Origin of the sequence: Sinorhizobium terangae (genome assembly GCF_009601505.1) — a bacterium.
Taxonomy (GTDB): domain Bacteria; phylum Pseudomonadota; class Alphaproteobacteria; order Rhizobiales; family Rhizobiaceae; genus Sinorhizobium; species Sinorhizobium terangae.
In genome coordinates, this window is sequence record NZ_WITC01000031.1 from 75,975 (window position 1) to 95,111 (window position 19,137).

Annotated in this window: 17 protein-coding genes; 8 read left to right on the top strand and 9 right to left on the bottom strand. The window is 62.6% G+C overall.

Annotated elements, in window-relative coordinates:
• Positions 1 to 9: 9 nt before the first annotated feature.
• The 3 genes from GHK62_RS06790 to GHK62_RS06800 form a co-directional block, all read right to left on the bottom strand.
• Complete coding sequence (locus tag GHK62_RS06790; protein ID WP_153437550.1) at positions 10 to 4,110, bottom strand: beta strand repeat-containing protein; 4,101 nt, start codon at positions 4,108 to 4,110, stop codon at positions 10 to 12.
• A 277-nt stretch (positions 4,111 to 4,387) separates the two neighbouring features.
• Positions 4,388 to 5,155, bottom strand: a complete 768-nt coding sequence (locus GHK62_RS06795; protein WP_153437551.1) for an outer membrane protein — start codon at positions 5,153 to 5,155, stop codon at positions 4,388 to 4,390.
• 236 nt (positions 5,156 to 5,391) lie between these two features.
• Positions 5,392 to 6,396: a GlxA family transcriptional regulator gene (locus GHK62_RS06800; RefSeq protein ID WP_153437552.1), complete on the bottom strand. Its 1,005-nt coding sequence runs from the start codon at positions 6,394 to 6,396 to the stop codon at positions 5,392 to 5,394.
• Positions 6,397 to 6,803: 407 nt separating this feature from the next.
• Between GHK62_RS06800 and GHK62_RS06805 the strand changes: the two genes are divergently transcribed.
• The 3 genes from GHK62_RS06805 to GHK62_RS06815 all read left to right on the top strand — a co-directional run bounded on the left by GHK62_RS06805 (position 6,804) and on the right by GHK62_RS06815 (position 9,415).
• Positions 6,804 to 7,094 carry a metal/formaldehyde-sensitive transcriptional repressor gene (locus GHK62_RS06805; protein ID WP_153437585.1) on the top strand — a complete coding sequence of 97 codons (291 nt, stop codon included), beginning with the start codon at positions 6,804 to 6,806 and terminating at the stop codon, positions 7,092 to 7,094.
• Positions 7,091 to 8,062: a CDF family Co(II)/Ni(II) efflux transporter DmeF gene (gene dmeF, locus GHK62_RS06810; RefSeq protein WP_153437553.1), complete on the top strand. Its 972-nt coding sequence runs from the start codon at positions 7,091 to 7,093 to the stop codon at positions 8,060 to 8,062. The genes GHK62_RS06805 and dmeF overlap by 4 nt, the downstream gene beginning before the upstream one ends.
• 276 nt (positions 8,063 to 8,338) lie before the next feature.
• Positions 8,339 to 9,415: a diguanylate cyclase gene (locus GHK62_RS06815; RefSeq protein WP_153437554.1), complete on the top strand. Its 1,077-nt coding sequence runs from the start codon at positions 8,339 to 8,341 to the stop codon at positions 9,413 to 9,415.
• Positions 9,416 to 9,629: 214 nt separating this feature from the next.
• On the opposite strand, the gene GHK62_RS06820 is transcribed toward GHK62_RS06815, so the two are convergent.
• Both GHK62_RS06820 and GHK62_RS06825 read right to left on the bottom strand, forming a co-directional pair.
• A complete protein-coding gene (locus tag GHK62_RS06820; protein WP_153437555.1) occupies positions 9,630 to 9,836 on the bottom strand; it encodes a hypothetical protein in 207 nt (68 codons plus the stop codon).
• 123 nt (positions 9,837 to 9,959) lie between these two features.
• The gene (locus tag GHK62_RS06825) at positions 9,960 to 10,298 is read right to left on the bottom strand and encodes a hypothetical protein (RefSeq protein WP_153437556.1); all 339 of its coding nucleotides are present in this window, start codon (positions 10,296 to 10,298) and stop codon (positions 9,960 to 9,962) included.
• 211 nt (positions 10,299 to 10,509) lie between these two features.
• Between GHK62_RS06825 and GHK62_RS06830 the strand changes: the two genes are divergently transcribed.
• The 3 genes from GHK62_RS06830 to GHK62_RS06840 all read left to right on the top strand — a co-directional run bounded on the left by GHK62_RS06830 (position 10,510) and on the right by GHK62_RS06840 (position 12,345).
• The gene (locus GHK62_RS06830; protein ID WP_136506892.1) at positions 10,510 to 11,400 is read left to right on the top strand and encodes a LysR substrate-binding domain-containing protein; all 891 of its coding nucleotides are present in this window, start codon (positions 10,510 to 10,512) and stop codon (positions 11,398 to 11,400) included.
• Positions 11,401 to 11,530: 130 nt separating this feature from the next.
• Positions 11,531 to 11,842 (top strand): ArsR/SmtB family transcription factor, encoded by a 312-nt coding sequence (locus tag GHK62_RS06835; RefSeq protein WP_153437557.1) that lies wholly within the window; start codon positions 11,531 to 11,533, stop codon positions 11,840 to 11,842.
• A 41-nt stretch (positions 11,843 to 11,883) separates the two neighbouring features.
• A complete protein-coding gene (locus GHK62_RS06840) occupies positions 11,884 to 12,345 on the top strand; it encodes an SRPBCC family protein (RefSeq protein ID WP_153437558.1) in 462 nt (153 codons plus the stop codon).
• Between the two features lie 122 nt (positions 12,346 to 12,467).
• On the opposite strand, the gene GHK62_RS06845 is transcribed toward GHK62_RS06840, so the two are convergent.
• Positions 12,468 to 12,719: a YjiS-like domain-containing protein gene (locus GHK62_RS06845; RefSeq protein WP_167528170.1), complete on the bottom strand. Its 252-nt coding sequence runs from the start codon at positions 12,717 to 12,719 to the stop codon at positions 12,468 to 12,470.
• Between the two features lie 172 nt (positions 12,720 to 12,891).
• Here GHK62_RS06845 and GHK62_RS06850 point away from each other — a divergent pair, with 172 nt between their 5' ends.
• Positions 12,892 to 14,877, top strand: coding sequence for a BTAD domain-containing putative transcriptional regulator (locus tag GHK62_RS06850; RefSeq protein ID WP_153437560.1), 1,986 nt, complete (start codon positions 12,892 to 12,894; stop codon positions 14,875 to 14,877).
• A 51-nt stretch (positions 14,878 to 14,928) separates the two neighbouring features.
• On the opposite strand, the gene GHK62_RS06855 is transcribed toward GHK62_RS06850, so the two are convergent.
• The 3 genes from GHK62_RS06855 to GHK62_RS06865 are packed head-to-tail and all read right to left on the bottom strand — an operon-like array spanning position 14,929 to position 18,538.
• Positions 14,929 to 16,083, bottom strand: a complete 1,155-nt coding sequence (locus GHK62_RS06855; protein WP_153437561.1) for a M20 aminoacylase family protein — start codon at positions 16,081 to 16,083, stop codon at positions 14,929 to 14,931.
• Positions 16,080 to 17,327 carry a Zn-dependent hydrolase gene (locus GHK62_RS06860; protein WP_153437562.1) on the bottom strand — a complete coding sequence of 416 codons (1,248 nt, stop codon included), beginning with the start codon at positions 17,325 to 17,327 and terminating at the stop codon, positions 16,080 to 16,082. The genes GHK62_RS06855 and GHK62_RS06860 overlap by 4 nt, the downstream gene beginning before the upstream one ends.
• Entirely contained in the window at positions 17,324 to 18,538 is a 1,215-nt protein-coding gene (locus GHK62_RS06865; RefSeq protein WP_153437563.1) for a diaminopropionate ammonia-lyase, read from the bottom strand. Before GHK62_RS06865 ends, GHK62_RS06860 begins: the two co-directional genes overlap by 4 nt.
• Positions 18,539 to 18,640: 102 nt before the next feature.
• On the opposite strand from GHK62_RS06865, the gene GHK62_RS06870 reads away from it, so the two are divergent.
• Positions 18,641 to 19,120 (top strand): Lrp/AsnC family transcriptional regulator, encoded by a 480-nt coding sequence (locus GHK62_RS06870; protein ID WP_153437564.1) that lies wholly within the window; start codon positions 18,641 to 18,643, stop codon positions 19,118 to 19,120.
• The last annotated feature ends 17 nt before the right edge of the window (positions 19,121 to 19,137 follow it).

The window sequence follows — 19,137 nt, forward strand, 5'->3', positions numbered from 1 at the left end:
CCAAGGATGTCAAAGAAGGAAGTCGCCCGCAACGAGCACCTTGATCCCGGAAAGCTCGATCTGAAAGTCGGCGCGGCCGTCGCCGGTGACGTCACCGTAGACGATTGTCTTGTCGTTGGCGGTGCCGGTGACATCGAAGGTCTTGTATATGAGCTCTCCGGCCTTGCGCGTGAACTCGCCGGTACCGCGCCAGGTGAAGGCCTGGTTGCCGGCAAGCCCGGTATTGGCATCGATTGCAGTGAGGCTGATCACATCGTCGCCATTGCCGAAGTCGGTGATGATATCGCGATAGCCGGCGCCCGAGGCCGGACCATAGGCGACGTTGTTGACGTAGCCGGAGTAGCCCTTCGCAGAGTCGTCGATCAGGTTGAAGATGAAGGTGTCGTTACCAGCGCCGCCGGTCAGCCGGTCGGCGCCGAGTCCACCGACGATCGTGTCCTTGCCCGCTCCGCCGTTGATCGTGTCATTGCCGGCGCCGCCGTCGAAATATTCGCTGGCGGCCGACGTGCCCGTCAACGTGTTGGCGCCGGAACTGCCGATGTAGCGCTCGACTGCATCGGTGAGGGAGACCCGCACCGTTTTCGTCGCCTCGGCGCCGGTCGCGATTGTCTTGTCATCGACCAACACGCTCACATCGAGGAAGGGGTTGGTCTCGAAATCGAGCCGTGCTCCGGCCTTCAGCCATAGTGCGTTGTCATGAACGGCAAAGAGCGAGGAATCGGCGCCGGCGAGCGTGACGACATTGCTGCCGAGCCCATCATCCGAGACGAGAAGATCGGCCACTTTCCGCTCTGTCGTGGTTGAGGCGTTTTCCGCAAGCGTGAAGAGACGCTGTGTCAGCGTCAGCGTCGGCGCGTCGTTGACGGCGCTGACGGTGAAGTTGAATGTGCCGGGAACAGGCGCGGACAGATCCTCGTTGCCATCCTCCACGAAGACCTTGAAGGAAGCCGAGGTCGTGTCCGAGCCGTTGTGGCGGAAGCTGACGACGCCCGCTGCAAGCTGTGTGCCGGTGAAGCGCGTTGCCGCGACGCCGTTGACGAGCACGGTGCCATTGGCGACGCTAGAGACGCTGAAGGTGACATCCGCAGCAGAGTCGTCGGGGTCGGTAAAGCCGAGGTCCGCCGCAACAAGCGTGTAGCTGCCGCCTTCGGTGACGGTTGCCCTCAGGTCGCCGGTGAGGAGCGGGGCGTCGTTGACGATGCCGTCGACAAGCACCGATGCGGTCGATGCGACGTTGTTCAGCGTCAGCACCGCGTTGTTTCCGGCGATGTCGCGGATCGTGCCGCCGTTGAGAAGAACCGTTGACCCGAGAGTGATGCCGTTTGTGTCCCGCTGGTCGTCGACCACCGTCACCTGGAAGACCAGCGCATTAGTGCCGCTGCCGCCGGCATAATTGGCATAGACCGTGCCGCCGGTGTCGAGCGTGACGGCGATGCGCGGGGTGCCGCCGGCCGTGCCGACCAGGACCGCATCCTGGAAATTGACCGTGAAGGCGAGATTGTCGCCGTTCAAATAAGTGCCGCTCGGCGGGACGGCGACGCTTGTCACCGAGGGGGCCACACCGTCAATGACGATGTCTTTCTGTCCGGCGATCGAGTCTGCACCGCCGACCGTCGGCAATGTCAGCACCACATCGTTGCCGTTTGCATCCTTGATGGTCGCACTGTTGAGCACCAGCGCAGCGATCGAGGCATAGTCGAGATCAGCGCTTTGATCGCCGGCTTGCACCGTGTAACTGAAGGTGAGCGTGTTCGAGCCAGAGCCGGACACATAGGCGGCGTTGCGATCAATGGCGCCGGTTTCGAGCAGAAGCGTCGGAGTCCCGTTGGTCGTGTCGACCGTAACGGTGCTGTCGAAGGTGACCGTAACGGAGATCGTGTCGCCCGTGCGGTAAGCGCCGTTGGCATTGGCAACACCGACGCTGATCACTTCCGTCAGCCCGACATTGATGGCAATCGTGTCTGTATCGGTTTGTGCACCGCCGGATCCGGCGAGGCCCAGATCGTTCGTAATGATCTGCAGCGAGGCTGGGCCGGAGTAGCCTGCCGTCGGCTGGAACACCATGCCGGTCAGCGCTGCGTTGACGTCAGCAACAGTTCCCGTGAAGGTCATCACGGCATCGCCAAGGCCATCGCCAACGACAAAACTCAGCCCCGTGGTGGCGGAAAGCGAGATCAAGCCGTGGCTTGCCGTCAGCGTTACCTGCACGGTGCCGCTGCCGGTGTCGACGTCGGACACCGTGACCCCATTGCCATTACCGGTGCTGAAGACAAGCGTCGAATCCGCGTCGATCACCTGTTGTCCCGGTACGTGGTTGACCGGCGCGTCGTTGACCGCCGTCACAGTGACGGTCTTGGTGCCGGCCGTGCCGCTCGAGCTGCCGTCGTTGGTCACGAAGCTGATTGTGCGGGTCGCAGCATCGGGTGCTTCGGACGTGTTCGCATAGGTGACAGAGCGCAGCGCGGCCTGCCACTCGGCCAGCGTCGCGATTCCGCCGGCGGAGGTCAGCGTCAGGACGCCGGTTACGGAATTGTAGGACGCCGTGATGTTGCCCATCGTGCTGCCGTCATTCGCGAAGGCGAGAACATCCTGGCTGGACTGGAAATTGCCTGTAATGGCCACCGTGGCGGAGGCGAGGGTGGTGTTGTCGGCGTCGGAGAGCGTGACGCCGCCGTCGATCGCGACTGTCGAACCGCCTTCGGTGAACGCGCTGCTCCCGCCGGATGTCGTCACGACCGGAGCGTCGTTGGTCGAGGCAACCGTCACAGTCTTGGTGACCGTGGAACTGTTCAGGCTTCCGTCGTTCGTCGTAAAGGCAACCGTCCGGTTTGACATGTCAGGTGTGTCGGAACTGTTGGCGTAGGTGACGGCGCGCAGTGCCGCCTGCCATTGCGCCAAGGTGGCCGAGCCGCCGCCGGACGTCAGCATAAGCACGCCGGTGTTGCTGTTATAGGACGCCGTTATGTTGCCGAAGATCGCCGAACTCGAATTGGTGAAGGTGAGAATATCCTCGCCGCCGTGGAAATTGCCGGTGATGGTGACCGTGGCCGATGTCAGGGTTGCGTTGTCGGCGTCGGTGATCGTCAATCCGGCATCGATCGCGACCGGTGTCGACGTGGTGTTATTGCCCTCGGTAAACGCCGTGCTGCCGCCTGACGTGCTCACAACGGGCGCGTCATCGACGGCGTTGACGTTCACGGTCTTGGTTACGACGGTGCTGCTGTCGCTGCCGTCGTTGACAATGAAGGAGACGGTTCGCGTCGCTGTGTTTGGGCTTTCCGATGTGTTGGTGTAGGTCACCGCCCGTAACGCGGACTGCCACTGCGCCAGCGTGGCCAAGCCGCCGGCGGAGGTCAGCGTCATGACGCCGGTCACGGCGTTGAAGGACCCCGCGATGTTGCCGAAGGTCGCCGCGCTTGAATTGATGAAGGAGAGGACATCCTGGCCGGATTGGAAGTTGCCCGTGATGGAGACGGTGGCCGAGGCAAGGGTGCTATTGTCGCCGTCGCTGACAGTTATGCCGCTATCCACGGCAATCGGCGTCGACACCGTATTGTTGCCTTCCGTGAAGGAAGATGTGCCGATTGAGGTCGTTGCGACCGGGCGCTGGTTGGCGAACTCGACTGTAATGTTATCGAGCCAGAACGTCATCGTGCCTGTCGGAGGGGTGTCCGGAATGATGACATCTTCGATGGTGAGGGACGGTGCGGGGCTGACCGCAGGAACGTTGCCGGCGAAAATCGCCCGGTAGTAGTAAGGTCCGATACCGTCGCCATGTAAACTATCGACGGACCACGTTGTCCCGTCGACGTCCAATGAGGGCGGCCAGATGCCGCCGTTGCCGACGAGCGGATCAGAATTCACGCTGATCTGGTAGTCGTAAAAGTCGAGCTTTGCGCCTGTTGTGCTGGTCACAGTGATTGTGAACTGCTCATCGCCAAAGGCCGGGTCCTCGGTGAAGTTGAACCGGCCGTTGTCGAAATTGGCGCTCCAGTTGCCCTGAGCCGTAATCGTGAAAACCAGCCCGCCGGCGCTAAGGGTATTATCGGCCCCGCCTGCCGATCCGTCGGTGATCTGCCCGGCGGAAAAGTCGACCAATGTCTGCACCATGTTTGCACTCCTGCGATGGTCCACCGATCTGCCCAGTGACAGCCAAATGAATGTCGGCTGTGGATGATGGTTGAGCCCGGACCTTCGATGCTCCGGCTGGACCCACAGGCTGATTGTCGATCTACAGTGCCGATCGCCTACGAAGCGCGCGAAAAAATCACTGTAATAACTTGTTTCAATAAGATTTTTTGTTTCTGTATATATTTTGCGAATGCCTTCGCCTTCGCGTCTCCCGCCCCAGGAATCGCTGACGGCCCCTTCCGTCACCGAAAAAAAATTAAAGCCGCCACCGGATACCGACGCGCACGACGTCGAAATCGAGGTCGTTTTCGAAGCGCGGGAACGCGCCGACCGGGTCGGCCGCTGCGCCGGTCGCGGTGACATCGTCGAAATCGTAGTGAAGATACTCGAGAGAAGCGGACCAGTTCGGAGCGAGCTGCCATTCCGCGCCGGCGCCCGCTACCCAGCCCGCCTTGACCCCGCTGCTGGAGACATCCATGAGCCCGATCGTCGGGAACGTCTGGTTGTCGAAGGCGCGCACGTCGATATCGGCCACCGCCAGACCGCCGGTCACGTAGAAGAGTAGATCCTCTGCGGCGATGCCGGCGCGCAGGCGCGCGGTGGCGGCCCAATCGGTATCGAAGCTCGTCCGCGTGTCCTCGACGATCTTTGATGTGCCGCCGGCGCTGAGATCCATCATGCTGAAATCGATCGCGCCACCGAACACCAGCGACAGGCCGTCGACGTCCACCTGCCGGTCGCATCCGGCCTCGACGCCGCCGATCGCGCCTTGGTCGTCGCTTTCGATCACTTCGTATGGGCCGCTGAGGCTGTTCCAGGAGGTGCCCGTTCCGGCGAAGGGGCCTTGCGCAAAGGGCGAATCCGTCGCCTCTGCCTCCGCGCGGGCGTAACCCGCATGGGCGCCGACATAGCAGCCGGACCAGTTGCTGGTGTTTTCACCTGCGAGGTCGCCGGCCCGCGCTCCGCTGGCGCACAAAAACAGCACTCCTGCGGCGAACCCCGCAGACAAAATATGGCCGGACATGCATTCCTCGTGGGATCTGGAATCAGAAGCGATCGGCGAACGCCTTTCGCGTCATACGAGCATAGACGGGGTCAGCCGGCAGGAGAAGTGGCGGATTAAAATAATCTTAATGGATCTCTGCTTTTGCCGCCGTTCGCCGCAACGAGCGAAATAACGCGGTCGTTCAATAGATTACGGCGACCTCCTTATCTAAAAGAGATCGCCGCCTGCGAGATTTATGGGATAGTGTCGCAGATTTACCGCGCCATCTGCAGCGTCAGCTTGCGCTCGGCGCGCTCCTGCTGGGGCGAGCGGTTGTAGAGTTCGCGATAACACTTGGAGAAGTGCGAGGCCGAGACGAAGCCACAGGCGACGGCCACTTCCACCACCGGCATCGACGATTGGATCAGGAGGTGACGGGCGCGGTCGAGCCGGATCTCCAGATAGTAGCGCGCCGGCGAGCGACCCATTTCCTGGCGGAAAAGCCGTTCGATCTGGCGACGCGAAAGATCGGCGTTCTCGGCGATCTCCAAGAGCGACAGTGGCTCGGCGAGGTTGCTTTCCATGAGTTCGATGATCGACAGGACCTTCGAATTCTGCACGCCGAGGCGGGCCCGGAGCGGTAGGCGCTGGCGGTCGTGCGGCCCGCGCACCCGGTCGGTCAGCGCCTGCTCGCAGACCCTGTTGACGAGGTTTTCGCCGAAATCCTGGTCGATCAGGTTCAGCATCATGTCCAGCGAGGCGGTGCCGCCGGCGCATGTATAGATGTTGCTGTCGATCTCGTAGAGGTCGGCATAGACCTCGGCCTGCGGAAAGCTTTCGGAAAAGCCCGGCAGGTTCTCCCAATGGATGGCGCAGCGCTTGCCAGTCAAGAGCCCGGCTGATGCCAGTACATGGGCGCCGGTACAGAGGCTGCCAACGGCGATGCCACGGTTATAGACCTCACGCAGCCAGGCATTGACCGACTTGTTCTGGAAGTCCTCTACATATACGCCCGAACAGACGAGTACCATGGAGGGACGGTTTTCTCCGGCGAGGAACTTGCGCTCGTCGGCAAGCGAGGTGTTGACCTCGAGCGCGATGCCGGCGGAGGAAAAGACCTTCTGACCATCGGTCGAGGCGAGGCGCCAGGTATAGGCCTCGTAACCGAGCATCCGGTTGGCGATGCGGAGCGTTTCGATCGCCGCCGAGAAGGGCAGCATGGAAAAGTTCGGCACCAGAAAGAAAACGAGCGAACGCTTTTTGGTCAACGGTTTGTTCATGAGTCCTCCCAGGCTCTACGCTGTCCGTATTCGTCGCGTGGAATGGGGCTATCGGCTTGTCAATTTGCGACACTGACATGGAAAGCCGCGACTGGAAAGGTATTTCTTATTGCGACATGGCAGCAATCCGGCGATTTCGGGCGGCTTTCCGGCAAGTTTGTGAAAAAGCGACAGAATGGCCGGAGCGTGTGGCGCAATCTGGCAAAAGCCGTTCTGGATGAGTAGCGTTTGCGTCTACGTCTCTTGGTTGTGGTGTTGCCGATTGCGACCTCAACAAAGGAGGTGTCGGCGGTGTCGGTATCTGACAAGGCTCATGGGGCTACAAAGTTGCGCCGCGGACCTTCGGGCTTCCGGAGGTAAGTGGAGCCGCTTGATTGTCGGGCAGATATAGGGTACTCCCCTATGCTATGCATACGATACGCAACCAAGCCAAGCTGCTCGCCCGCGTCCGTCGCCTCAAGGGACAGATGGAGGCGATCGAACGTGCGCTCGAGGGCGAACGGCCCTGTGGAGAAGTTCTCAATCTGGTGGCCTCCGTGCGCGGCGCCGTCCAGGGCCTCACTGTCGAATTGATCGAGGATCATATTCGCGAGCATGTTGCCGCCCCGGGGACGGGCGGCGACCTGGTGCAGGAACAGCGCGCCCGCATGCAGGGCGCCGACGAACTGATAGAAGTCGTCAGGAGATACCTGAAATGAGCAAGACCTACGCTTCCGGCTCGACCGGGCATGATCATGTCTTTCTCGGCGACAATCACCAGCGCAACGAGCGCCGCACCTGGTTCGTCATTGCGCTGACGGCAGCGATGATGGTGGCGGAAATCGCGGCGGGCACCTATTACGGCTCCATGGCGCTCGTCGCCGACGGTTGGCATATGTCCACCCATGCCGCCGCCATGCTGATTGCGGCGCTCGCCTATCTCTATGCCCGACGTAACGCCCGCAACCGCCGTTTCACCTTCGGCACCGGCAAACTCGGCGATCTCGCCGGCTTTGCGAGCGCGATCGTGCTGGCGCTGATCGCGCTGTTGATCGGCTGGGAAAGCCTTCTCCGCCTGCTGAACCCGGTTGCAATCAGTTTTCCGCAGGCGATTTCCGTCGCCGTGCTCGGCCTTGCCGTCAATCTCGCCAGCGCCTGGCTGCTCGCCGACGATCACGGGCATCACCATCACGGTCACGACCACCACCACCACCACCACCACCACGATCATCATCATGGGCACGACGCGGCCGTCCACGCTCGTGACAACAATCTGCGCGCCGCCTATCTGCATGTGCTCGCGGATGCGCTGACCTCGGTCCTGGCGATCGTCGCGCTGACGGCGGGAAGCGTCTATGGCTGGATCTGGCTCGACCCGTTGATGGGTGTTGTCGGCGCCCTGGTGATTGCCCGCTGGTCCGCCGGCCTGATCCGAGATGCCGGCAGCGTTCTTCTCGACTACATTCCGGCCGGCGAGGACCTGCCGGAGGAGATCCGCGCCGCGATCGAGAAGGACGGCGACCGCATCATCGACCTTCACGTCTGGCAACTTGGGCCCGGCCATCACGGCGCCATCGTCTCGCTGGTGACGAAGAACCCGCAAAGCCCGTCGCTCTACCGCGACAAGCTCGCGCACCTGCACGAACTTTCCCATGTGACGGTCGAAGTCGAACGCCAGGCAGCGTGACATCGGCCCGCCGTCGGGCCTGGTTGGCGGCAGGCCGCGGCGGCCACCTGTCCTGCGCGACCGCGGGTTGTGCCAAGCTGTGGCGGGAAGTCGCAGGAAGTTGCATCTGGAACGCAAGCATCCGTTAGTTTATCGAACGTACCAAGTCGCTCTAGATCACGATGATTTTAGGTCCGATCGACCTAATCATAAACGTGATCGATTCTAATAAGTAGCGCGTGATACGGGCGGAAAACCGGACACACTTTTCCTCATCCCGTGCTAGGGAAGACGCTTGTGAACGGTACGATGCATTTTCTCAACAGTCTGGGTGTGATGGCGTTGCTGGCCATTTTCTACGGCTCGTTGCTGCGCCGGCGCATGACCGATGCACTCCGCAAGGCCGTCATGGGCGTGCTGTTCGGCGGTGCTGCGGCGATCGCGGTTCTCCAGCCGATCCATATCGGCTCCGGCGTGTTGGTCGACGCACGCAACCTCATCATCGGCTGCGCTTGCGCCTTCTTTGGACCGCTCGGCGCTTCGGCAACCCTGGTCACAGCGGCGATCGTTCGCGTCCAAGCCGGCGGCGTCGGGATTCCGGCGGGGCTGGCATCGATGATGATTGCGTATCTGATGGGAGCTGCGTGGGAGCAATCGGTGCGGTCGCGCTTAAACAGCACCCTCGTAAGCTTCCTTGCGCTCGGCGCGATGATCTCCTTGAGTCTGCTCGGGATAGTGCTGCTGCCCGCGGATGTGCGCATGAAACTTCTGTCGGAGATCGGCCTCTTCAGCATTGGCTTCAATCTTCTGGGCGCGGTCGTTCTCGGCAGCTTCATCGAAAGGGAACGGCGGCATGCGGCGCGCGAGTCGAGGCTCAGCAACGAAGCGAAGACCGATCCGCTGACCGGCCTTCTGAACCGGCGCAGCTTCCAGGAGCGGTACGAACGCCAGGTGCAGGAGCGTAACCGCACTGGTTCGGCCCTGCTGGTGGTCGATCTCGACCATTTCAAAGATGTCAACGACGCCAATGGCCACGATATCGGCGACATCGTGCTGCAATCCGTCGGCCGCCTGCTGAACGAGACGGTGCGGCAAGGCGATGTCGTTGCCAGAATAGGCGGCGAGGAGTTCGTCGTATTCCTGCCCAACACGGAACTCGGCAACGCGAGGCTTCTGGCTGAGCGCATACGCCAGAAAGTCCAGGGAGCCGGCGTCGAGGTCGACGGCAGGCAAATCACGATCACCACCAGCGTCGGCGGGCACTGGCATCACGGCATCGTCGACCTCGCCGTGGCTCTGAAGCAGGCTGACATCGCCCTCTACCGGGCCAAGGAAGGTGGCCGCAACCGGGTGGAGTTCGGCCCGGCCGTCTGAGCGACGCGATCACGCGGCATCATCCGGATGCCGATTTTGCGGCGGCCATCCGGAGAAAACTGATCAGAGAACTGTCGCCGGAGATCGTTGCCCGTCTGCATGACTGAAGATCGTTTGCGACCCGCGCAAAGAAAAAGGGCATTCCGTTTAGGGAATGCCCTTTAGAGGTCAAGTCTTGCCCGACATCGGGCGGGGGGAGATTTGGTGTCGTCGGTCATTGTTCCGCCTTATGGGACTCGTGCACCTCGTCGTCCGCGGACGGGAAGCCGATATCCTTCAGCGTGTCGTAGGACAGGCTTTCCAGAACGACTTCATTGCGGTGCCGCTTCCAGGCGGCCCAGGCGCGGGCGCGCAGGTTGAAGAGGCCGGGCAGGGCGGACAGCCCGTGGCTCGATGACGATGAAAACTGGTTCGTAGACATTTCTGGTTCCTTCTGAGCTTCTCAAAAGGTCGCGACCATGATGGTAGATATGGCGCAACCCAATTCATCATTCAAACGAATATGTTTGATGTTTTCCATCAAACATGGTGATCGGTTGCCGCCTCACGCAACAACACTATCCGAAAGCGGCGCCGGCTGTTGTTCCGCGAGTAACAGGTCATTTCTGACCCTCGCTGGAAGTCTCGCCAATTCACGGCGGGTTTCCACCCGATTCCTGGCGATGTTGTTGGCGCGCCGCCTTGTGGCGATCCGGTCGATGAAGGACCGGGCGCGCGACAGGATGGCGAGGACCATGTCCTCATCGCCCGAGGCAAGCGCCGTGGTTTCCGGTTGAAGCCGAACGACCGTTTCTGGTTTGACGGTGGCGGCGGCCATCTGCCCGTCGGCCTTCATGTATGTGGCGTTGTCGTAAGGCGTAGTCACCAGTGTCAACGCGGACATGAGCTTCCTCCTGTTCGAGATCGCGCTGCCAATCCGGGAGCGTGAACGGGATCCGTTCCTCTGAAGTTTCGGCGGATGCGGGGAACACCGCTCCGCTTCGTTCTTCCTGCTCTGGATCTTCCTTGCAGCTTGACTATCGCTCACGCTTGATGTTCAATCAAACGAAATGAAATCATGTTATCTTTCAGATTTTCTGAATGAGGATGCCGCCATGAACATGATGTTGCGCCATGCGCTTCCGCTGCTTGAAATGGATGTGCTGAAGACCTTTGTCGCGATCGCCGAAACCGGCAACTTCACCACCGCGGCGGAGACGGTCTACCGCACGCCGTCGGCCGTCTCGATGCAGATCAAGAAGCTGGAGGAACTACTCGGCTGTACGCTTTTTCTGCGTGATGCGCGCTCGGTGTCGCTGACGCCGAAGGGGGAACTGCTGCTCGGCTTTGCCCGCCGGCTCCTGTCGCTCAACAATGAAACGGTGTCGCGCTTCCTTCTGCCCGACATGAACGGTGTGGTCAGGGTCGGTGCGCCGGAGGACGTCGGCGAGCGGATCCTGCCTGACGTGTTGAAGCGCTTTGCCGAATCCTACCCGAACGTTACCGTCGACGTCTCGATCGGCATGAGCAACGCCATGCGCAAGCGCGTGGACGAGCACCGGCTGGACATCGCCATCTTCAACAGCCTGACGGACGATGTGCCGAAGGACACGGAAATCCTGATGCAGGAAAAGCTCGTCTGGGCGGGCGCGAAATGCGGCAATGCGCATCTGCGCGATCCGCTACCGGTTTCGATGTGGGAAGATGGCTGCGTCTGGCGTGCCGATGCGGTCGAGAAGCTTTCCCGGGCTGGGCGCAAGTTCCGCGTTGCGTTCCTGAGCGCCTACACCACCGGTCAGCGGGCGGCTGTGCTTGCCGGCCTCGCCATTGCGCCGCTGCCGCGCTATCTCGTGCGAGGCGAGATGGTCCAACTTGGCGAACACGACGGTCTGCCGGATCTCGGCCACTACGACATCGGGCTCAAGGTCATCGAGGATGCGCCGGCTCCGGTGCTGGCGGTCGCTGATCATGTGCGTGCCGCCTTTGCCGAACTGCAGATGCAATAGACCCATTCAACTCATGGAAGCGTCGTTCGGGGCGCCGCGTGTTCGATCGGATGCGCGGCGCTTCGTTTTTCCGGGACTGTCGCTTCGATTCTCCAGATTGACAGACATAAGTCGCAGCTTATAATAAGCCATGACTTATGAAAATAGATTGTTCGCGGCCCTTGCCGACCCGACCCGGCGTGCGATTTTCGAGCGTGTTGCGGGACAGCGGCAGTCGGTCGCGGAGCTGGCGCGGGTGATGCCGGTGTCGCAGCCGGCGATTTCGCAGCACCTGAAAGTTCTGAAGGAAGCACAGCTTGTACGTGACGAGCGTTCGGGTGCGCGCCGGATCTATTCGATCGATCCGGAGGGGCTAGGACCGCTCCGGGCGTGGCTCGACCGCTTCTGGACCGAACAGCTTGCCGCCTTCAAGGCCGCGGTCGAGACAGCGGACGATTCCTGAAGACATCTGTCAAATCAAAGATGCAATGGGAGGAAAGCATCATGCACACGATCGAGCCGGCTCCGATCCGCAAGTCCGTCACCGTCCGCGCATCAGCGGAAAAGGCCTTTGAAATCTTCGTCAATGGCATGGGAAGCTGGTGGATCAAGGACCATAGCCTGACCGAATCCGGCCAGAAGACGGTGGTGGTCGAGGCGGTTGCCGGTGGCCGGTGGTATGAGATCGGCAATGCCGGCGAGGAGCGGGACTGGGGCCGCGTGATTGCCTGCGACCGGCCGAACCGCATCCTCTTCGCCTGGCAGCTCAACGCCGATTTCGACTTTGATCCCGCCCTCCACACCGAAGTGGAAGTTCTGTTCGAAGCGAAAAGCGAGAATGAAACGACAGTCGTCCTCGAACATCGCGAACTCGCCAATTACGGCGCCAAGGCGCAGGATGTGCGCGGCATGCTCGATTCTGGCTGGGGCGGATTGCTGGCCTCCTATGTCGCTCAAGCGGCGTAGGGCCTGAAGCGCGTCGCGTTCAACCGGACGCGTGCGACGCGCTTAGGTCATTGCTTTTATGCATGTCATTGTCCCGAAATCGTTTCACACCTTTGGGCGACATGCATTAACCCGCGCCAAACTCACCGCATGGACAACAGGGTGGTCATCACGCCCGCCTTGATCTCGATCACGGGCTTCGCTTCTAGCGCGTCTACCGGATAGCCGATGTCTTTGAGCTCGTCGCGGCTGAGGCTTTCGAGCGCTCTCAGTGTTTGCGCATGCCGATGCCGCTTGGCAAAGGCGGCCCCAACGCTTGCGAACCGTTCTGCGAGAGCGTGGACGAAATCTCCGGTGTGGCCTGCGTATCCGGAGTGGTATTCTGCGGTAGCCATTTCGGCCTCCATCTTCGAACTGATGAAGGGACCTTGCCATGGCCGCGTTTTACCGCTGTTCAGGCGGCTGTGAAATGCGGGTGAGGCCGAAGGGGACAAGCGCTAAATCTGCGTTAAATCGAGCGTAATCAATGCTAACGTGGCTCGTATTTTTCTCAAGTGGAGCCAGCGCATGCGCATTCGGTTGCTCGGGGAGCTCTCCGTCTTTTCGTCGTCGGATCAACCGGTTCGGTTCACGACGCGCAAGACCGCGCTCGTCTTTGCCGCCCTGGTCCTGGCGGGCCGTCGCGGCGTGCGACGCGCCCTGCTGGCCGATGGCTTCTGGCCGGGACGTGGCGAGGCTCAGGCGCGCAATAGCCTGCGCCAAGCGCTCGTCGACATCCGGCGCGCTTTCCCGGCCGGCAACAGTACTGCGATCGAGATCGAGTCCGACCTCGAGACGGTCAGGCTCGCCGCCGCCTCCGGCGAGGCCGACCTTTGGGTCTTCGATCACCTGATCGAGCAGGGCGGGGTCCGTAGCCTTGCGGCCGCGGCCGAGCTTTACCGCGGCGATCTCCTCTCCGAGACCTCGATTCCCGACGAGCTCGAACAATGGTTCCAACCGGACCGTGGCAACTACCGGCAGAAGGCGTTGCAGCTCGTTGATCGGTTGAGCCGTGAGCTGAACGCTGGCGGCGACGTGGCGGGCGAGCAGGTCTGCGAGCGCCTGGCGGAACGGCTGCTGGCCTCCGAACCCGCCGCCGAGGAAGCGCACCGCGCCATGATCCGGATCTATCAGCATCGCGGACAAGCCAATGCCGCCATGCGGCAATATCTCCTCTGCCGCGAAGCGCTAGGGCGCGAACTCGGCGTCGAGCCGGAAGCGACGACACGGGCGCTGATCGAGACGCCCCCGGAAGCGCCGCCGCCGGAGTCATCCGCCGCTGTGAAAAGTGACACGCCGGTTGCGGTGCCCCGCGAAAGGGAGCAGCCCTCCGTCGTCGTCATGCCGTTCGATAATCTGAGCAGCGAAGAGGACGACTATTTCGTCGATGGCGTCGTCGAGGAGATCACGGCGGCGCTGTCGCGCGTTCGGGATTTCTTCGTGATCGCCCGCCAATCGGCCTTCACCTACAAGGGCCGCTTCATCGATGTGCGCGAGGTCGGGGCCGAGCTCGGTGTGACCTACGTGGTGGAGGGCACGGTTCGGCGCGGTGGCGACCGTCTGCGCATCTCCGTGCAACTGGTCGACGCGGAGTCGCGCAAGCAATTGTGGTCGGATCGTTACGAGGGGGTGAGCGCGGATCTGTTCGAGTTCCAGGACCGCATCGCCGCCCAGGTCGCCGGAGCCATCCATCCGGCCGTGCGCCACGCGGAGATTGAATCCGCGACGCGCAAGCCGCCCGCGAATCTCAGGGCGTACGACCTGGTGATGCGTGCCTTCCCAAAGCTCTGGGGCCAGAATGCCGTAGCAATCGCGGAGGCGATGAAGACGCTCGAGGAAGCGCTCAAACTCGACCCGAAATATGGCCGCGCACATGCGCTGCTTGCCTGGTGCCACGCGCTGAACATCACCTATCTCTGGTCGCCGAACCAGGCTGCCGAGTTGCAGGCGACGCTTGATGCCGTCGATCGGGCATCAGGCCTTATCGAGGACGACCCGACGGCGCTGACCGCCTGCGGGGCAGCGGTCAGCCTTTCTGGCGATCAGCAAAGGGCGGCAGCGCTGATCGAGAGCGCGCTCGCACTCGATCCGAACAATGCCTGGGCCTGGACCCGGTTCGGCTGGGTCGGCGTCTACCGGGACGAGGCTGCCGAGGCGCAGGAGCGGTTCGAGCGGGCGATACGGCTGAGCCCGCTCGATCCCTTCCTGTTCAACATGCGCATGGGGCTCGGGGCTGCCCACGCGCTCGCCGGCCGGTTTTCCGAGGCGGTCGCGATCGCCCGGGACGTGGTCACGCGCCATACGAACGTGACCTGGGCCTATCGTCAGTTGGCGGCCTGGGCCGCCATGAACGACGACATGAAGACCGCCCATTGGGCGGCCGAGCGGTTTCTCGCCATTCAGCCCGACTACACGATCGCCAAATACATCGCGCTTCCTTCGCTGCGCGACGTCAGCCGGTTCCGCGAGACGATGGCGGAAGGCATGACGAAGGCGGGGCTGCCGGAGAATTAGGGCTAGCAGTCGCGGTCGCAGCAGCCACGGCGCTTGTCGAAATAGCCGGTTCTATTTCGCCGGCAGACGCCGCTTGACGATCGCGGCATGGAAACGGCACCCATGGATCAGCCCGGCATCGTTGAAATCGTAGGTCGGATTGTGCAGCGGCGCGGAGTCCTTGCCGTTTCCGAGGAAGACGAAGCAGCCGGGAACGTGTTCGAGGAAGCGGGCGAAATCCTCCGAGCCGGTCATCGGCTCGCGGGCCGTGGCGATATGATGCGGTTCGAACACGGTTCTTGCGGCGGCGAAGGCTTCGTCGACCAGGGCGGCATCGTTGAGAAGGGGCACGAATTCGCGCGTATAAGTCACCTCGGCGGAGACGTTGTAGGTCAGCGCCGTGCCTTCCGCGATCACGCGCATCTGCTTCTCGATCTCGGAACTGACTTCCGGCCGGAAACTCCGGGCATCGCCAAGAACGCGGGCAAGGCCTGGCAGGGCGTTGCGTGTCCCGTCGGTGATGAACTCCGTGACCGAGACGACGCCGATATCTGCAGGACTTAAGCGGCGCGAGACGATCGTCTGCAGGTTCGTGACGAGGGCGCAGGCGGCAACCAGCACCTCGTTGCCGGCATGCGGACGCGCGGCATGGCCGCCGACGCCCTTGAGAACGATTTCAAAGTTGTCTTCAGCCGACATCATGGCGCCGGCACGCGTCTCGAAATGGCCAACCGGAAGCCCCGGCATGTTGTGCAGCCCGTAGATTTCCTCGAACGGAAATCGCTCCATCAGACCATCGTCAAGCATGGCGAGCGCGCCCTTGCCCCATTCCTCTGCTGGCTGAAAAATGAAGCGCACGGTACCGTCGAAGCCACCGTCTTCGGCGAGCAGCTTTGCAGCGCCCAGCAGCATTGTCGTGTGGCCGTCGTGCCCGCAGGCATGCATAACGCCCGGGTTTTGCGAACGATACTCAGCCGTTCCCTGTTCCGGAATGCGCAGCGCGTCCATGTCGGCGCGAAGCGCAATGGCGCGGTTGCCGCTGCCGCGACGGAGCGTGCCGACGACGCCGGTGCCGCCGATGCCCTCGGCGACATCAAGCCCGAACTCCCTGAGCTTCGCTGCGACGAAGGCGGAGGTCCGCTTCTCCTCGAAACCGAACTCCGGATGGGCGTGAAGATCGCGCCGCCATCCCGTCATTTCCCGTTCGAGCATCGCGAGATCGGTCATCGGATCTTTCCTTCAGCGGCTAGGCGTTGGATGACATCGAGCAGGACATTGGCTCCGGCGACGAGATCGGTGTCGGCCGTATATTCGCGCGGGTTGTGGCTAATGCCGCCAACGCTCGGCACGAAAATCATTGCCGCTGGTGCAATCCGCGCGATCATCTGCGCGTCATGGCCGGCGCCGGAGGTCATCCGTTTCGAGGCGAGGCCGCGCCCGCGGGCTGCCTCCTCGATGATCCCGACAATCCTTGCGTCGAAGGTCACCGGCTCAAACCGCGCCAGGCGCTCGGTCGAAATCGTCATGTTCTCGGCCGTCGCCAAGTCTTGCAGATAGGCGGCGAGCGCGGCTTCCTCCGCTTTCAGCCGCTCCGCGTCGGGATCGCGCAGATCGACCGTGAAGGTGGCGCGCGCTGGGATCACATTGATGGCGTTCGGCTCGAAGGCGATACAGCCGACGGTGGCGACGGTCGGCGTATTGGACGCCGTTGCGCGGTCGTGCAGGAAGCCGATCACGCGGGCGGCCGCGTAGCCGGCATCGCGCCGCATCGACATCGGTGTCGTGCCGGCGTGGTTGGCGACGCCCTCGATCGTAATCCTCTGCCAGGAAATGCCCTGCAGGTTCTCGACGGCTCCGATCGGCACGCCTTCGCGCTCCAGGACCGGGCCTTGTTCGACATGGAGCTCGACATAGGCATGCGGCTTCGAAAAGCCCGGCCCATCCGCGCCGGCATAGCCGATGCGGCGCAATTCCTCGCCAAGTATGCTGCCGTCGGTGCCAACCGTCGCAAGCGCCTCGTCGAGGGAAAGCCCGCCGGCATAGACCAGCGACCCCATCATGTCGGGGGCATAGCGCACGCCTTCCTCATTGGTAAAGGCAGCGATGGCAATCGGGCGGCCGAGGGCGGCGCCGGCCTCCCTCAGCGTCTGGATCGCCTCCAGGCCGGATAGCACCCCGTAGCAGCCGTCGTAAATGCCGGCGTCGATGACGGTATCGATATGCGAGCCGATGAGAACGGGCGCCTTCTCGGCGTTGCCGGCCTCGCGCCACACGCCGAAGATATTGCCGATGCGATCGACGGCGATCTCCAGGTCCGCCTCGCGGAGCCACCGGACAAGCTGATCCCGACCGGCCTTGTCTGCGTCCGAGCCTGCGAGCCGCGTCAGCCTGCCGTCGCCGTCGCGGCCGACTTCGCCGAGGGCGTGGATACGGCTGAGCAGCCGGTCCGCATTGATTGAAACGGCGCTCATGCTGTCGCTCCCTGTGCCTGCCGGCGACCGATGACCTCCGCCGGGGCCATGCCGACAAGCTCGGCATAACGCTCCGGGTCGGTGGCGCCCTCTGTGTTGAAAAGCAGGACGCGCGACGTTTCATCGAGACCGACCGCTGCCCGGATGGCGGGGGTGGTCGCCGCCCGCACAAGCCCCGCCAGTCCCGCGCCGCCGCTTTCTCCCGCGACAATCGCTGGATCGTTGCCGGAGGGGCGCGCCAGCCGGTTCATCGCGGCAATCGCGTCCTGCTCGTCGACGGTCATGAAGACGTCCGCGACGTGCTTGAGCACCCGCCAGGCGACAAGCGAGGGATCATAGCATTCGAGCATGGCCATCACCGTCGGCTCGCCATAGGCGATCTTCACGGGATGCCCGGCACGCGCCGTCTCGAAGATGCAGGCGGCGCGCACGGGGTCGACGACGGTGAAGATCGGCCGCCGGTCGCCGAATGTCAGCGCGAGATGACCGCTGACGGCTGCGGCGACGCCACCAACGCCAGCCTGCACGAAGACATGCGTCGGCGGTTCCGGCAGGCGACGCAGCGCCTCGCGGACCATTGCCGTATAGCCCTGCATCACCAAGCCGGGAATGCGCTCGTATCCCACCCAGGACGTGTCTGAGACGATCGTCCAGTGGTTTTCGGTCGCGATCCGCGCCGCTTCGGCAACGGTATCGTCGTAGGTGCCGTCGACGCGTACCATCTCGGCGCCGAAGCGGGAGATCGCCTCCACGCGGGCCTCGCTGACGCCGCCATGTACGAAAATCACCGCCTTCGCGCCAACGAGTTCGGCTCCCTGCGCCACCGAGCGGCCGTGATTGCCGTCGGTCGCGCAGGCGAAGGTCATCGTCGCAGCCACCGCCTTCACATCCGGCGAATGCAGTTCGGCAATCTCGACCACCCGCCCGAGGCGCCGTTCCGCCTCTTCCAGCACCAGCCTGATCACCGCATAGGCGCCACCGAGCGCCTTGAAGCTGCCGAGACCGAGACGATGGCCCTCATCCTTGATGTGGACGGCGCCGACGCCAAGCGCGGCGGCCTGCGCCGGCAGGGAATGCAGCGGCGTTTCGGCGTGATTGGCGCGGTGCGCGAGGAAGCGTTCGACCGTTTCCGCCGCGCTTTCGCCGAGGGTTTCGGCGTCGACCGGGGCGAGCGGCGCGTTGTGGCTGGGAAGGGTGTTGAGGAGAAACATGGCCGACCTCGTTCAAAAGCTGGCGAAGATATATTGCATATCCGACGAAAATTGCGCTGTATTTGAAGATGCAGGTTGCAAGTTTGTTTCGTGAGGAGCCCCTTGGCAAAACCGAGCCGCGAAATTGCCCTCGATTCCTTCGACCTGGCGATCCTGAAGATCCTGCAGCGAAACAATGCGACGCCGCAGCGCACAATCGGCGAGGCGGTCAATCTCTCAGCGCCGGCGGTGCAGCGGCGGATCAAGCGCATGGAGGAGGCGGGTGTCATCGCGGCCAATTGCGCCATCGTCGATCCGGCCAAGGTCGGCCGGCCGATCACGATCTTTGTCGAGGTAGAGGTGATCAGCGAGACGGCCGAATTGATCGACGCGGCAAAGGCGGAGTTTTCGGCCGCGCCGGAGGTGCAGCAATGCTACTACGTCACCGGCGAGGCGGATTTCATCCTGGTCATCGTCGTCGCCACCATGGCCGATTACGAGGCGCTGACGCGGCGGCTCTTCTTCGGCAACACCAACGTGAAAAAATTCCGCACCTTCGTCGCCATGGACCGGGTGAAGGTGGCGCTGACGGTGCCGCTTTGAGATCCTACGGCGCCGCG

Excerpts from the sequence above, each read along its gene's own strand:
- GHK62_RS06790 (WP_153437550.1), bottom strand. The coding sequence starts at position 4,110 with ATGGTGCAGACATTGGTCGACTTTTCCGCCGGGCAGATCACCGACGGA.
- GHK62_RS06795 (WP_153437551.1), bottom strand. The coding sequence starts at position 5,155 with ATGTCCGGCCATATTTTGTCTGCGGGGTTCGCCGCAGGAGTGCTGTTT.
- GHK62_RS06800 (WP_153437552.1), bottom strand. The coding sequence starts at position 6,396 with ATGAACAAACCGTTGACCAAAAAGCGTTCGCTCGTTTTCTTTCTGGTG.
- GHK62_RS06805 (WP_153437585.1), top strand. The coding sequence starts at position 6,804 with ATGCATACGATACGCAACCAAGCCAAGCTGCTCGCCCGCGTCCGTCGC.
- dmeF (WP_153437553.1), top strand. The coding sequence starts at position 7,091 with ATGAGCAAGACCTACGCTTCCGGCTCGACCGGGCATGATCATGTCTTT.
- GHK62_RS06820 (WP_153437555.1), bottom strand. The coding sequence starts at position 9,836 with ATGTCTACGAACCAGTTTTCATCGTCATCGAGCCACGGGCTGTCCGCC.
- GHK62_RS06825 (WP_153437556.1), bottom strand. The coding sequence starts at position 10,298 with ATGTCCGCGTTGACACTGGTGACTACGCCTTACGACAACGCCACATAC.
- GHK62_RS06830 (WP_136506892.1), top strand. The coding sequence starts at position 10,510 with ATGAACATGATGTTGCGCCATGCGCTTCCGCTGCTTGAAATGGATGTG.
- GHK62_RS06835 (WP_153437557.1), top strand. The coding sequence starts at position 11,531 with ATGACTTATGAAAATAGATTGTTCGCGGCCCTTGCCGACCCGACCCGG.
- GHK62_RS06840 (WP_153437558.1), top strand. The coding sequence starts at position 11,884 with ATGCACACGATCGAGCCGGCTCCGATCCGCAAGTCCGTCACCGTCCGC.
- GHK62_RS06845 (WP_167528170.1), bottom strand. The coding sequence starts at position 12,719 with ATGGCTACCGCAGAATACCACTCCGGATACGCAGGCCACACCGGAGAT.
- GHK62_RS06850 (WP_153437560.1), top strand. The coding sequence starts at position 12,892 with ATGCGCATTCGGTTGCTCGGGGAGCTCTCCGTCTTTTCGTCGTCGGAT.
- GHK62_RS06855 (WP_153437561.1), bottom strand. The coding sequence starts at position 16,083 with ATGACCGATCTCGCGATGCTCGAACGGGAAATGACGGGATGGCGGCGC.
- GHK62_RS06860 (WP_153437562.1), bottom strand. The coding sequence starts at position 17,327 with ATGAGCGCCGTTTCAATCAATGCGGACCGGCTGCTCAGCCGTATCCAC.
- GHK62_RS06865 (WP_153437563.1), bottom strand. The coding sequence starts at position 18,538 with ATGTTTCTCCTCAACACCCTTCCCAGCCACAACGCGCCGCTCGCCCCG.